12 protein-coding genes are annotated in these 13980 nt (G+C 60.8%); 6 read left to right on the plus strand and 6 right to left on the minus strand.

What is annotated here, in order from left to right; translation table 11 throughout:
* Nucleotides 1-48: 48 nt before the first annotated feature.
* The 4 genes from QQF73_RS14425 to QQF73_RS14440 all read left to right on the plus strand — a co-directional run bounded on the left by QQF73_RS14425 (nt 49) and on the right by QQF73_RS14440 (nt 3573).
* On the plus strand, nt 49-846 hold the full coding sequence (locus QQF73_RS14425) for an alpha/beta fold hydrolase (RefSeq protein WP_219867914.1): 798 nt from the start codon (nt 49-51) through the stop codon (nt 844-846).
* A gap of 110 nt (nt 847-956) precedes the next feature.
* A complete protein-coding gene (locus QQF73_RS14430) occupies nt 957-2045 on the plus strand; it encodes an SMP-30/gluconolactonase/LRE family protein (RefSeq protein WP_285368620.1) in 1089 nt (362 codons plus the stop codon).
* Nucleotides 2042-2515 (plus strand): acyl-CoA thioesterase, encoded by a 474-nt coding sequence (locus QQF73_RS14435; RefSeq protein WP_219867916.1) that lies wholly within the window; start codon nt 2042-2044, stop codon nt 2513-2515. Before QQF73_RS14430 ends, QQF73_RS14435 begins: the two co-directional genes overlap by 4 nt.
* Nucleotides 2516-2589: 74 nt before the next feature.
* Nucleotides 2590-3573 (plus strand): NADP-dependent oxidoreductase, encoded by a 984-nt coding sequence (locus QQF73_RS14440; RefSeq protein WP_219867917.1) that lies wholly within the window; start codon nt 2590-2592, stop codon nt 3571-3573.
* Between the two features lie 11 nt (nt 3574-3584).
* On the opposite strand, the gene QQF73_RS14445 is transcribed toward QQF73_RS14440, so the two are convergent.
* From QQF73_RS14445 to QQF73_RS14455, 3 genes are all read right to left on the minus strand, one after another.
* Entirely contained in the window at nt 3585-5483 is a 1899-nt protein-coding gene (locus tag QQF73_RS14445; RefSeq protein ID WP_219867918.1) for a cation:proton antiporter, read from the minus strand.
* A 21-nt stretch (nt 5484-5504) separates the two neighbouring features.
* Entirely contained in the window at nt 5505-6296 is a 792-nt protein-coding gene (gene tcdA, locus QQF73_RS14450) for a tRNA cyclic N6-threonylcarbamoyladenosine(37) synthase TcdA (protein WP_219867919.1), read from the minus strand.
* 274 nt (nt 6297-6570) lie between these two features.
* Nucleotides 6571-8346, minus strand: coding sequence for an acyl-CoA dehydrogenase C-terminal domain-containing protein (locus QQF73_RS14455; protein WP_219867920.1), 1776 nt, complete (start codon nt 8344-8346; stop codon nt 6571-6573).
* A 220-nt stretch (nt 8347-8566) separates the two neighbouring features.
* Between QQF73_RS14455 and QQF73_RS14460 the strand changes: the two genes are divergently transcribed.
* Entirely contained in the window at nt 8567-9310 is a 744-nt protein-coding gene (locus tag QQF73_RS14460) for an SDR family NAD(P)-dependent oxidoreductase (protein WP_285368621.1), read from the plus strand.
* Between the two features lie 68 nt (nt 9311-9378).
* Here the strand turns inward: QQF73_RS14460 and QQF73_RS14465 are convergent, their stop codons facing one another.
* Together QQF73_RS14465 and QQF73_RS14470 are read right to left on the minus strand one after the other, a co-directional pair.
* Complete coding sequence (locus QQF73_RS14465) at nt 9379-10017, minus strand: ChrR family anti-sigma-E factor (RefSeq protein ID WP_285368622.1); 639 nt, start codon at nt 10015-10017, stop codon at nt 9379-9381.
* Nucleotides 10014-10613: a sigma-70 family RNA polymerase sigma factor gene (locus QQF73_RS14470; RefSeq protein WP_285368623.1), complete on the minus strand. Its 600-nt coding sequence runs from the start codon at nt 10611-10613 to the stop codon at nt 10014-10016. The genes QQF73_RS14465 and QQF73_RS14470 overlap by 4 nt, the downstream gene beginning before the upstream one ends.
* A 260-nt stretch (nt 10614-10873) precedes the next feature.
* Between QQF73_RS14470 and QQF73_RS14475 the strand changes: the two genes are divergently transcribed.
* Complete coding sequence (locus QQF73_RS14475) at nt 10874-11935, plus strand: AraC family transcriptional regulator (protein WP_219867924.1); 1062 nt, start codon at nt 10874-10876, stop codon at nt 11933-11935.
* Here QQF73_RS14475 and speA read toward each other — a convergent pair.
* Nucleotides 11920-13830, minus strand: coding sequence for a biosynthetic arginine decarboxylase (gene speA / locus QQF73_RS14480; protein ID WP_285368624.1), 1911 nt, complete (start codon nt 13828-13830; stop codon nt 11920-11922). The genes QQF73_RS14475 and speA overlap by 16 nt on opposite strands.
* Between the last annotated feature and the right edge of the window lie 150 nt (nt 13831-13980).

The raw sequence follows: 13980 nt of genomic DNA on the forward strand, positions 1-13980 counted from the left end.
TAATGTATCCGCTCGGAAACTGTGAGCCAACCCGGAGGCTGCCTGCCCATGACTGTAGATCTGAACCACCGCATTACCGGCGAAGGCGCGCCGCTGATTCTGTTGCATGGCCTGTTCGGGTCCCTGGAGAACCTGGGCGGTATCGCCCGCCGGCTGCAGGACGAGTGGCAGATACATGCTCTGGACCAGCGTAATCATGGCAGTTCGCCCCACACCGACACCATGGACTATCCGGCCATGGCCGCGGACGTGATCGCGTATATGGATAATCAGGGCATCGACAGGGCCAGCATCCTTGGCCATTCCATGGGCGGGAAGGTGGCCATGCAGGTGGCGCTGCAGGCTCCGGAGCGTGTGGAGAAAATCATCGTGGCCGACATCGCCCCGGTGAGTTACAAGCCCCGTCACGATGAGGTCCTGGAGGGACTGAAGAGCATCGACCTGACTGGTGTGCGTTCGCGCCAGGACGCCGACACGCTGCTCGCCGAATTTGTGGAGATGCCGTCCACCCGGCAGTTCCTGCTGAAAAATCTCGAGCGGATACCCAAGGAGGAGCAGAGCGAGGGCGGTCCGACCTTTCGCTGGCGCCTGAACGTGCCTGTGATTGATGCCTGTTACGCCAACCTGGCCAGCGCCCCTGAGGGGCCCCAAGCGTTCGAGGGCCCGGTACTGTTCATCAAAGGCGAGGAATCTGCCTACATCCAGGAAAAACATCGAGACGAGATCCAACGCCTGTTTCCGGCGGCTGAGCTTCGTATCATCAAGGGCACGGGGCACTGGCTGCATGCCGAAAAGGCCGATTCGTTTGCGGCTCTGTGCCGGCGTTTCCTGGCCAATGACGGCTAGTCGTTGGCGCGAACGGCATTTTCATGGCCTGGGGACGGTCTGCTAAGGTTAACCTAGGTTAACCCATTGCGGCGAAATGCATCGCACACGAACACAGGCGGACATGGTCTATGAAATGGTTGATGGTGGGAGTGCTGATCCTGTTTGTGATGCTGGGAAGCTTTCTCCTGACACCATCGCCCATCGATAGCAAAGCCTGGCAGCCTCCGTCTCCACCGCCTCTAACCGGCCCGCTGGCACCGAATGAGCGGCTTCGCCTGGCTGACCTGCTGGCCCGCGGTCAGGTTTATGGCCCGGAAGATACCACGGTGAGCAAGGATGGCGTGGTTTATGCCGGCACCCAGGATGGCCGGATCATCCGTCTGTTCCCGGACGGGCGCCTGGAAACCTGGCTGATGACCGGAGGGCGTCCACTCGGTATGGTGTTTGACCGGGATGGCAACCTGATCGTGGCGGATGCCTGGAAAGGCCTCCTGTCCATTGCGCCGGATAAAACCATCACTGTATTGGCCCGGGAGGCGGAGGGTACCCCATTCCGGTTCACCGACGATGTCGATATAGCCCCCGATGGACGGATCTACTTTACCGACGCCAGTTCCCGTTTCCAGCAGCCGGATTATCGCCTGGACCTTCTGGAGATGCGCCCCCACGGTCGATTGCTGCGATATTCCTCCCGCACTGGCAAAGCCGAGGTTTTGCTCGGTAACCTTCACTTCGCCAATGGCGTGGCCGTGTCGCCCGACGGCTCGTTCGTGCTGGTGAACGAAACCTGGAAATACCGCATCCTGCGATACTGGATCCAGGGCCCCAAGGCCGGACAGGCGGAGGTGTTCGCCGACAACCTTCCCGGCTTCCCGGACAATCTGGCAGTGGATGGGGAAGGGCGCTACTGGGTTGCTTTCCCGACTCTTCGGAACTCGCAGGTGGATGCCCTGCACCGGACGCCCTGGCTCAAGGATCTGGTGGCCAAGCTCCCTGACAGCCTGAAACCTGCGCCCCAGGAATATGGTCTGGTGGTCGCGTTCAACCGCGATGGCGAAGTGATTACCAGCCTCCATGATACCCGGGGCACCCACCTGCAGGAGATCACCTCGGTGAATCCTCACGACGGCTACCTATACTTTGGTTCACTTAACAACGATCGCATCGGTCGGATACCGTTACGGGCCATTCCCGGCCTTGGAGACGACGAAGCATGACAGGTGAAAGCACGATGCAGTGGGATCTTCCGGATCCGTTTACCCTCGATATCACCGTGCGAAATGAGGACACTGATCGGCTGGGCCATGCCAATAATGTCGTCTATGTGCGCTGGCTGGAAGAGGTGAGTTGGGCCCACATCGAAAGCCTGGGAATGACCTGGGAGCTGCACGAGGCGACCGGCAAGGCCATGGCGATCACACGCACCGAAATCGACTACCTGGCGTCCGCCAATGCCGGTGACCGGCTGGTCCTTGGTACCTGGCTGACCGGTTATGACGGGCGTTTCCGCTCGTCCCGTCAATTCCAGCTGATACGTCCTGCCGATGGCAAAACCCTGGTAAGGGCCGTGTCAACCCACGCCTGCGTGAACATGAAAACCCAGCGCCCCTCCCGGGCCCCCGGGGAGTTTGCAGAGATCCTCGGGGCCGCGGTCGTCGCCGGCGGTCGCGGCCTGGCCGCCGATTGAGTCACCTTTGCAGGCATCTTCTGCTAGTCTGAACAAAATCCGTTGTCCGTTAACACCGTTGTCCGGAGATCATCATGGCAAACCCCAATGAACAGAGCACTGACACCACCATGCGGCATATCAGCTATGACCGGTTTGGTGACCGTGATGTGTTGAAGGTGACCCACTCGGACATCCCCCAACCGGAAGCCGGTCAGGTCCTGATCCGCGTCCATGGGGCTGGCCTGAATCCCATCGACTGGAAAACCCGGAAGGGCCTGGGCTTCGCCGCGCGGCAGATCGAGAACTCGCTGCCGTGGACTCCGGGCTACGACGTGGCTGGTGAGGTGGTTGCGGTTGCGGAGGACGTCACCACGCTGACGCCGGGAGATCGGGTCATGGGCATGATCGGTTTCCCCGCTGGCGGCGGTGGCTATGCAGAGTATGCCGTGGCCGGTGCCGATGAACTGGCCATCGTGCCTGAAGAGCTGGATCTGATGGTCGCCGGGGCATTGCCCCTGGCAGCGTTGACGGCGTGGCAGGCACTGTTTGAAGTGGCCAAGCTGGAATCCGGCCAGAAAATCCTGATCCACGCCGGTGCCGGTGGTGTCGGGCATTTTGCGGTCCAGTTTGCGCTCGAACGGGGGGCGCACGTGGTGGCGACGGCGTCGGCGTCCAACCGGGACTTTCTGGCAGAACTGGGCGTACACGAGGTGATTGATTACCGCACCACCGATGTGGCCGAGGAGTGTTACGGTCTGGATGTGGTTCTGGACCTGGTTGGAGGCGAAGCCGGCAAGCGCTCTCTGCACACCCTGGGCGAACAGGGAGTATTGGTCACCATCCCGACGGTCACGGCCGACGAGATCATCAGCGCGGCCGAGGAAATGGGATTGCGGGCGCACGGCATGACGGTGCGACCGGACGTTTTCCACCTGGACGAGATTGCCGAACTCATTGAAGACGGCGATGTTCGCGTGCACATCGACCAGTCATTCCCGCTGGAGAAGGTCGCAGACGCCCACGAGCTTCTGGAAGGCGGTCATGTGCGCGGTAAACTGGTGCTCGACTGCCGCTGAGGGCCGCTCCCTCAGCGCTTTTCCCCATCCGGCAGCGGCGTTTCCGATTTCTCCGCAGCCGTCTCGGATTCGTCGTTGCCCGTGGACTCCGACGTGTCCTTCTCCTTCCGTTCCTTGCGCGCCTGGGGCGGTACCAGGCTGATCAGGATCCAGTCTTTCTCGGGCTTAAGGTCTTCCATATCCCGGACCGGTTCAACATGGCCCTTGCTGTCAAAGACAAAGAGCACCAGGGCATCGCGCTGGTACTTCTCCAGAAACGCGTCGTAGCTGAATTCGTCGCTGAGCTGGGTGGTCTTCACGGTATAGCCCTGGCTGGCCAGGCTGGCCAGCTTGGCGTAGCTTACTCCGCCGAAAAGGCCCCGGGTCATCTGAATCTTTTCGGCCGTCTGGTGCCGGGCTTTCTGGTCCTGGTCCCCTTCCGCCAGGGTGTACACACAGTTGTTACCGAACCAGTCCAGGAAGTGGTAGGTCGCCAGCGAGTTCATGTGCTTGTAGGGCGAGATCACCAGCAGGTTGCCGATACCGGTGAGATCCAGGTGCGTTGAGGCGTGTTCGGAGACCGGATTACCGAAGTAGGTTTGCAGGTTGTCCATGCGCGCCTGACGAACATTCTCCCAGTTGGTGTCGGCGAGGGTGACCGGCACCTCGTGTTTTTTGAGCGCCAGGGCGATCATTCGCGCCACCGGGTTGGCACCAAGAATCAGGAAGCCGAACTCCGCCGGTTCCGCCACTTTCAGGATCCGCGCCACTGGCCGGGCGGTCAGGCTTTGGAGCGTAACGGTGGCAATGATCAGCATGAACACCAGGGGCACCAGTGTGCCAGCGCTCTCATAGCCCAGCTTCTGGAGCTGGAACGCAAACAGGGCCGAGACCGCCGCGGCAACGATACCCCGGGGCGCTATCCAGCTCAGGAACAGTTTCTCCCGCCAGTTCAGGCTGGTGCCAATGGCGGACAGGAAGATGCTCAGGGGGCGGGCCACCAGCATCAGGATGGCCAATACCACGGCCAGGCCCCAGCCGAGTTCGGCAATGGCGCTGAATTCCACCCGTGCGGCCAGGATGATGAACAGCGCCGAGATCAGCAGCACGCTGAGAGATTCCTTGAATTCCAGAATGCTGTCGATGGGCACCTGCTTCATGTTGGCCATCCAGATGCCCATCACGGTGACGGTCAACAGCCCGGACTCGTGCGCCATCTCGTTGGAAATGGCGTAGACCCCGAGCATGAAGGTGAGCGTGCCGGCGTTGTGCAGGTATTGGGGAATCCAGTGTTTCCGTAGCACCAGGCCATTCAGGTAGCCGGCGATGGCGCCGAGGAGAAAACCCACCGCCAGGGTCTTGCCGAATATGTAGAGGGAGTGGCCAAACACGTTGCCCTGGCCCCAGGACACGATACCCTCAAACACCAAAACCGCGAGCAGGGCGCCCACCGGATCGATGATGATGCCTTCCCAGCGCAGGATGTTGGCGAGCTTGGCGTCCGGTCGAACCGAGCGCAACAGCGGCGCAATTACCGTCGGGCCGGTGACAATGGAAATCGCACCGAACAGCAGGGCAACCGGCCAGGACACGTCCAGCAGCCAGCGTACCGACAGTGTTCCGATAATGCAGGTGACAATGGAGCCGACCGGAATCAGATTGCGGACCATCTTGCCGTGGCCCCGGATCTCGGCGTAGCGCAGGGTCAGGCTGCCCTCAAACAGGATGATGGCGACCGCCAGGGAGATGACCGGGAACAACAGTTCGCCGAACACCGCTTCCGGTGCCAGAAAGCCCAGAAGGGGGCCGGCGGCAATGCCTCCGGCGAGCAGAAACAGGATCGCTGGCATCCGCACGCGCCAGGCCAGCCATTGGCAAAACAGGGAGAGAACGCCGATGCTGGCAAGAAGCAGGACAGTACTGACAGGCATAGCGGAGCAGATCCTTTTGGGTTATTGGTTGGCACGCCTTGCCATACGGTTGAGCAGCCGGGATGCAGCAAAAAATCCAAAACTCGCGGTGACCGGGCTTGCAGCCCCGAAACCCGAGGCGCAATCAAGGCGCACCGGGCCGTCGGTGGCGGGCTTTTGCAGGCACACCTCGCCGTCACCGGCAGGATACGTCAGCTGCTCCAGTGAGTATACGGCTTCGATGCCGAAGCGACGTTTCGGGTTGCGGGAAAAGCCATATTCGCGGCGCAACAGGTTACGAACCTTGGCGAGAAGTGGGTCTTGTGTGGTCTTGCTGAGGTCTGCGACCTGAATCTGGGTCGGATCCATCTGGCCACCAGCGCCCCCGGCGCAGACGATTGGCAGCTTGCGCCGCTGGCAGTGGGCAATGAGCGCGGCCTTGGCTTTTACGCTGTCGATGGCATCGATAACGCCGGTCATGTCCGGGCCGATCAGATCGGCGACGTTTTTGGTGGTCAGGAAACCGAAATGGACGCGGATGTCCGCATGGGGGTTGATGGCCCTCAGGCGCTCCGCCATGGCGTCCGTCTTGGTGCGGCCGTACTGCTGTTCCAGGGCATGTAGCTGGCGGTTGGTGTTGGAGACGCAAATGTCGTCCATATCGATCAGGGTGAGAGTGCCAACACCACTGCGGGCCAGGGATTCCGCGGCCCAGGAACCCACGCCGCCCAGACCGACGATGGCAATGTGGGCGCCTCGGAAAGCATCGAGGGCTCGACGTCCGTACAGTCGTTCAATACCGCCGAAGCGGAATGCGTAATCGTCGGCGTTCATGCGGCCTCCGGTCGGGTCCGGTGCGAAGCCGGACGGAATCAAAGAGCGCAATTGTAACCCAGCCCCGGGCCAGACCGAAAAGCCGTCAAAAAAAAGCCACGCAGTGCGTGGCTTTCAAGGGTGCCCAGTCCGAAGAAGCATGGGCAGGACTAGTTCAGAGACACTAATCAACCCGGTCATTATTGAACTCTGATCGTTCCCGATGAAGGTCAGAAAATGCCAAGCATCGGTCATTTCCGGTCAGGCGCCGGGAAGCCCCGAGCTGCAGTTTCCCTTATGCGGACCAGTGACCGTCGTCAAATGCCATCAAACTGTCCTTGCCGGTCTTGATGTCGCCCAGCAACCACTGGGTTTCCGGCGCCAGCTTCTCGAAATAGAAGCGGGCCGAGACCAGCTTGCTCTCCAGTAGCGGCTTGTTGGCAGCGTCGGATTCCAGTTGCTGCCTGGCGACACCGGCCATGCGGGACCAGAGGTACCCGATCACGGTCAGGGCCATGAGCCGGAGATACGGCGTCGCCGCCGCGCCGGCCTGTTCCGGATCCTGGGGGGCATTGCTGGCCAGCCACATGGTCGCGTCTTCCAGAGACTTTATCGCGCCCTGCAACGCTTCCCGATACGGGGCCTCGGGATTGTCCTTGAGGTAGCCGGTCAGCACTCCGAACAGCGTCCGGACCAGCTGTCCGCCCTTCAGGCTCAGCTTCCGGCCCACCAGGTCCATGGCCTGAATGCCATTTGTGCCCTCGTAGATGCGCGCGATCCGGCCATCGCGAACCAGCTGTTCCAGCGGCCAGTCGGTGGTGAAGCCGGATCCGCCGAGCACCTGCAGGCCGGTGTTGGCGTTGTTGAAACCCTCATCGGTCAGGAACGCCTTCACGACCGGTGTCAGCAGTTGCACCAGGTCGTCCGAGGACTCGCGGACGGCGTCATCCGGGTGAGCAACGGAAAGGTCCAGATGATGACCGGTGAACAGCGCCAGCGCCCGCATGCCTTCGTTCAGAACTTTCTGACGCATGAGCATGCGGCGTACATCCGGATGCACGATGATCGGGTCGGCTGGGCCGTCCGGATTCTTGGGACCGCTCAATGAACGACTCTGCAGCCGCTCTCGGGCGAAGCCGAGGCTCTCCTGGTAGGCCATTTCGGCCAGACCCAGGCCCTGCATGCCGACCATCAGCCGGGCTTCGTTCATCATGGTGAACATGGCGCGCATGCCGTCGTTGGGCTCACCCACCAGCCAGCCCTTGGCGCCTTCGAAGTTCATGACGCAGGTGGCCGACCCTTTAATGCCCATCTTGTGTTCCAGCCCGCCGCAGAAGGCCGGGTTGCGCTCGCCGGTGTCCGGCAGGAACTTGGGTACCACGAACAGGGAGATGCCTTTGGTGGTATTGGGGGCGCCGGGGAGCTTGGCCAGCACCAGATGCACGATGTTGTCCACCAGATCGTGCTCGCCGCCGGTGATCCAGATCTTGGTGCCTTCAATGGCGTAGCTGCCGTCGTCGTTCGGGGTCGCGCGGGTACGGATCAGGCCCAGGTCGGTGCCGCACTGGGGTTCGGTCAGACACATGGTGCCCGTCCATTCGCCGGAAATCAGTTTTTCCAGGTAAGCCTGCTTCAGCTCGTTGGAGCCATGGGCGTACAGGGCGCTGATGGCGCCGTGGGTCAGGCCCGGATACATGCCCAGGGAGAGGTTGGTGGAGCAGATCATCTCGTCAACCACGAACTTCAGGGTGTGGGGCAGACCCTGACCACCAAACTCCAGGGGTGCGTCCAGCGCGGTCCACCCACCTTCAACAAATTTCCGGTAGGCTTCCTTGAAACCTTCGGGCGTGGTGACCGCGTGGGTCTCGGGATCGTAGCTGCACCCTTCACGGTCGCCAATCTGGTTCGTTGGCTGGATCACTTCCGCCGCCAGTTTTCCGGCCTCGTCAATGACCGCGGAGATCAGGTCTGGTGTGGCGTCGGCGTACTTCTCCAGTTCGTGGAGCCGGTCCGCGCCCAGGACGTCAAACAGCAGGAAGCGAATGTCGTTCGCTGGAGCCTGGTATTGCATGGAATACTCTCCTCACCGTGTTTCTCTTGTGGCGGTGTCGGGCGGTCTGCCCAACACCTGTAACTCTGTCAAACACCCGATTCATACGAGTGTTTTAATGCGACGGTTCACAGGGCAATGCGGTCCAGCCGATTATTTTTTCGTATCTCTTCGGGAGACTGACTCAATGCCCTTTGCGACAGGCAAGGGGCCGCTATGGTCGTTACTTGAGGGGAGCAACATGAAGCGAGTGGTTATCGCAGGTGTGTCGGGGGCAATTGGCGCAGGACTGGCTCAGGCCATGCTGGATCAGAATCCGGACAGTCAGGTTGTCGGCTTGTGCCGGGTCCCGGACCGGGCCCCTGCCGCTCTCCAGGAAGCCGGTAGGGTTACGCTGGCGGCCTGGGATGCCGTCGACAGTGGGTCGCTCGCCTCCGTCACGAAAGCGCTGTCATCCGTGATTCCGGCGGGCGAGGGGATAGACACTCTGGTATACGCAGCCGGGTTGCTGCATTCGGACAACATGTTCCCCGAGAAACGGCTGGAGGATCTGTCCGCCGATGCCATGGGCCGGGCTTTTGCCGTGAACGCTACGGGGTTCGCGCTACTGGTGCGTGCGCTGATGCCCTGGCTCCGGCACCGGGAACTCAAACGCATTGCTGCTGTGTCGGCCAAGGTCGGGTCCATCACGGATAACCGCCTCGGCGGCTGGTATGCCTACCGCAGCTCCAAAGCCGCATTGAACATGCTGGTCCGGACCCTGGCGGTGGAATTGCCCAGGCGCTGCAAGCCCGTGGCCTGCCTGGCGTTACATCCGGGCACCACCGAGTCGGCGCTGAGTGAACCGTTTCGACAGTCCCTGGCGCAGCTGACGGTGCATTCCCCGGAGCAGACCGCCGATCATCTTCTGAACGTGTTGCGAGCGGTCGGAGCTGGGGATAACGGCCGTTTCTTGAGTTGGGACGGGTCAGAATTGCCCTGGTGAGCAGGTAGAAACCCAAAAAAAGAGGGATCAGTGATCCCCCTTTTTTGCTTGCCAGATTTACAGCACCTTTAGCGGATAAACGGATTGAGCATCCGGGTGAAGGTGCCGGTCAGCTTGACCGGCGCGCTCAGCACAGACAGGGTGATGCAGTCTTCACAGCCAACCGCAACTGGCTTGTGCTCGTCCTGATCCGTCAGCACCACAAAGTCCCATTGGTTGAACACACCTTTCTGGTCCGCGAACGCACCCTGGAGCACGATGGTGGTCTCTTCCCCGCGATGGGTATGGGCCGGCGCCTTACCACCTGCAGCCAGTTTCTGCAGCACCACCTGTTCGCGCTGACCCGGAAACCGGTCGGTGATGTCCAGTACGCTGACGTCCCCGAGTTGACGCTTCCACGGCAACTTGTTGATGTCTTCGCCAAGCAGCTTTTCCAGCGGGCCCATCTTCTTCACCGCCGGAATCGAAGGGTCCACTTCCGGCGCGCCGTCGATTTTGGCAAGGATGTCGTCGAACATGTTTTCCGACACCGACACTTTGGGCTGATACTCCATCATCACGGCGCCCAGGCTGTCGAGGGTATCCACGCGGCTCCGGCACTGCGGACATTCATTCAGGTGCAACCGGATGCACAGCGCGTGTGGCTCGCTCAGGTTGCCGGCGCTGTACTCCATCAGACTGAAGCTGTCGGGATGATGCCGTGTCATACGTTCTGGTCCTGCAAAATCACTTTCAATTTGTTCAACGCCAGGCGAACCCGACTTTTGACGGTCCCGAGAGGGATCGCCAGTTCATCGGCTACCATCTGGTGGGACTTGTTTTCCATGTAAACCTTGGCGATCACCGTGATCTGTTCTTCTGGCAAATGGCTCAGGGATTCCCGAATGCGCCGTTCCGACATAAGACGGTGGAGGGACGTCACCGGTTCATTTTCGTTTTCACCCGGGATCTGCCAGAGATCTTCGGTCTCTATTGGCATTTCCGCACTGGTGCGCTGCATCTTGCGAAGCATGTCGATGCGCTGGTTCCGGGCAATGGTAAAAATCCAGGTGGAAGCCGCTGCCTTGCGCCAGTCGTACAGGCAGGACCGGCGCCAGATGGACACGAACACCTCCTGCACGAGCTCTTCCGCATGGCTGGCAAGGCCATTTGCCATGGCGTAGTACTTGATCTGGGGGCCGAAGTGCTCAAAGAGCGCGTGGTAGGCCTCTCGATCCTGATTCTTGCCAACTTTCTGCAGCAGCTGGCTCCAAGGGTCCTTTCGTCCCTCAGAGTTGGCCGGTTTGTGCTCCAGTGTGGTCACTGGGCGCTCCTTGACAGTCGCATGATTTGAACTTGTTCTGGTCATCATTCTATGCACTCGTCCCGGGTTTGTCAGTTCTGTGTTTACGGGCTGTTTATTCGTCTGGATCAGCCCGCGCTGAATTTAATCCGGAAGATCCCGGAGAGAGGGCCGGAGTAGTGACAGTAGCGCCGCATGGGAGGCGTCTCGGGAGTAATTGCCGAAGCTCAAGCGGCGGTCTAGGCTTGAGAAAAACAACAAGTCCGGAGTATCCCAACGCCATGAAAGCCCCAGGCTCCACCGGCACCTTGCCGGTCATGCGTGCCCATTACGCGGATATACTGTGCCAGCTCGCAGAAGACAAGGGTGTTTCACGGCAGGCCCTGCTTGCGGCGGCCGGGATTCGTCCGTCGATGCTGGGGCATCCGGAGAATTTCATCACGGTGGATCAGTTCACCGCATTGTGTCGCGAATCGCTGGACCGTTGCGGCGATGACACGCTCGGCCTGGAATTCGGTAACCGTCTGAAATTCACCACCCATGGCTCCCTGGCCCAGGCCGCTATCAGTTGTGACAACCTAGAGCAGGCGCTCTCGGTGTTGATCAAGTATTTCCGGATCCGTTTCGCCTACATGAACCTGTGTTTCTTTACCGAAGCGGACGAAGCAGTGTTGCAGCTTGAGCTTGGACACGAATTTGCAGACCTTTACCGGTTCAATATTGAAGTGGTGATGGCCTCCCTCATGGACGTCAATCTCCTGCTGTTCGGCCAGCGATTGATTGAAGGGGGGCGTTGTCTGCTGGACTTTGCCGAGCCGGCAGACAGTTCGGTATACCGGAGCCTGTTCGGACAACGGTTGGAATTCGGTTGTGGCGTCAATCAGCTGCGTTTTCAGCGGCGGTTCCTCGACTTGCCGATGTCTCTGTCCAATCCGGTCACCCGGCGGGTGGCAGAGGCCCAGTGTGAACAGGAAATGCGCTCCATCGAGGCGGCCACCTCGGTGTCGGAAAGGGTGGAGCGTGCGCTGGAATCGGCCCGGGGCGGGCGGTTGCCCGGTCTGGAGGAGATTGCGGGCCAGATGCACGTGTCGCCACGGACGTTGAGGCGCCAGTTGGCGAGCGAAGGCTTGCGGTTTCAGCAGTTACAGGATCGACTGCGCCATCGGCGGGCGCTGGAACTTTTGGGTCGCAAAGAACTGGGTATCGATGCCATTGCCGAAACGCTCGGTTACAGCGATCCCTCCAATTTCAGCCGGGCGTTCCGGAAGTGGCAGGGCGTTTCCCCCGGCATCTGGCGGAGCAACCCGGACGGCCAGGTCGGCGACGATCACTCTTCCAGGTAGGTGTACCCTTCCAGACCCGCCGCCAGTTCGGCAAGCAATGCCGTCTGGTTTTGTTCCGACAGGTCACTGGCGCGGAACTTGTGCCGATACGCCTGCAGCAGGGAGTCGGGCTCGAAGTTCACATAGCGAAGCACCTTGGCAACGGTGTCGCCGTTGATTGGCTTGCCGATTTCGAAGCCGCCGTCCGAGCCCATTCGTACGTCCACCGAGTGGGTGTCGCCGAACAGGTTGTGCATATCGCCGAGAATTTCCTGATAGGCGCCAGTCATGAAGAACCCCATCAGCAATGGCTCCCCGGGCCGGTCCTCCGGGAGCGGCAGGGTGGTTTCGGTGCCCTGGCCGTCAACGTACTGGTCGATACGGCCGTCCGAGTCGCAGGTGATGTCCTGAATGACGGCGCGGCGATTGAGCGGTCGGTTAAGACCGTTAATGGGCATGACCGGGAAGATCTGGTCAATACCCCAGACGTCGGGCAGCGACTGGAACAGGGAGAAATTCACGAACAGTTTTTCAGCAAGTTTCTCGTTCAGTTCGTCAATGATCTCCCGATGCGCCCGGTTGGCGGTATCCAGTTGGCTGCGGAGCATGCGGCAGCAACGGGTGTAGAGGGTTTCAGCGTCGGCTCGCTCTCGCAGGGACAGCAGGCCGTGGGCGAACTGGGCGTGAACGTCGGCCATGGCGTGCATTACGTCGTGATAGATCTCCGCCAGCGACCGGGGCGTGTCGGCATCCTCAAGGCTTTGCAGGTCCCGCCACAGGTCATGCAGCGGGCCTGAGGCTTCGGCAGCGGGAGGCTTCGGGTCGCGATTGTCCGGTACTTCCCGGTCTATCACGTTGGTCACCAGCACCGAGTGGTGCGCGGTCAGGGCGCGGCCGGACTCGCTGATCAGGTCCGGATGCGGCAGGCCGTGCCGGTCGCACTCCGCCTGCAGCACATGAATGACGTTGTAGGCGTATTCGTGCACGCTGTAATTCATCGAGCAACTGCTGCGGGAGCGGGTGCCTTCGTAATCCACGCCCAGGCCACCTCCGATGTCGACGGTGCCGATGGGCGCCCCCATTTGCCGCAATTCACTGTAGAAGCGGGCACATTCCCGCAAGCCGGTCTGGATGTCCCGGATGTTCGCGATCTGGGAGCCAAGGTGGAAGTGCAACAGCTGCAGGGTGTCCAGCGCGTCGGCGTCACGCAGTGTGTTGACCACATCCAGAACCTGGCTTGCCGACAGGCCGAACTTGGATTTTTCGCCACCGGTGTTCTGCCAGTTGCCTTTGCCGATGGTGGCAAGCCGGGCGCGGACCCCGATCAGGGGGGAAACGTCCAAGTCCCTGGCTTCCTTGAGAATCAGTGGCAGCTCTGACTGCTTTTCCACCACGATGAACACCCGGTGGCCCAGTTTCTGGCCGATCAGCGCCAGGCGGATGTATTCCCGGTCCTTGTAGCCATTGCAGACGATCACCGAGCCTGGCTGGCGGGACATGGCCAGCACTGCCATGAGCTCGGGCTTGCTGCCCGCCTCCAGTCCGATCTGGCCCTTGCTGGCGGCCGGCTCGGCGGACACCAGTTCCTCGACCACCCGGTGCTGCTGGTTCACCTTGATCGGGTAGACCGCTGTGTACCGGCCCTGGAAGTCCTGGTCTGCGGCAACCCGATTGAAAGCGTCACACAGCTTGTTGACCCGATCATGGAGGATGTCGGTAAAACGTATGAGCACAGGCAGCTGAACGCCGGAATCCGACAGCGAGCGTGTCAGTTCCGGCAGGTTGATACGCGCCGGGCTGCGACCGCGGTCCGGGCGAATCAGGACTTCGCCTTCCTCGTTCACGCCGATGTAACCATCGCTCCAATGGGCGATATTGTAGACCTTGTGAGCAGCGGTGCCGCTGGATTCGCTCATGCTTGCTATCCTGTCAGAAAACCGGGGCCGTCCGGGTACAGGTAACCGAGGCCGTTGTTAGGTCGCATTGTATGGATTCCGCACGCAGGCTAAAAGAACCGGGTGTGGAAAATACGTGGCGTATCCCGTTGATTAAAGCTTTAGCTGCCC

Origin of the sequence: Marinobacter albus (assembly GCF_030238305.1) — a bacterium.
GTDB lineage: Bacteria > Pseudomonadota > Gammaproteobacteria > Pseudomonadales > Oleiphilaceae > Marinobacter > Marinobacter albus.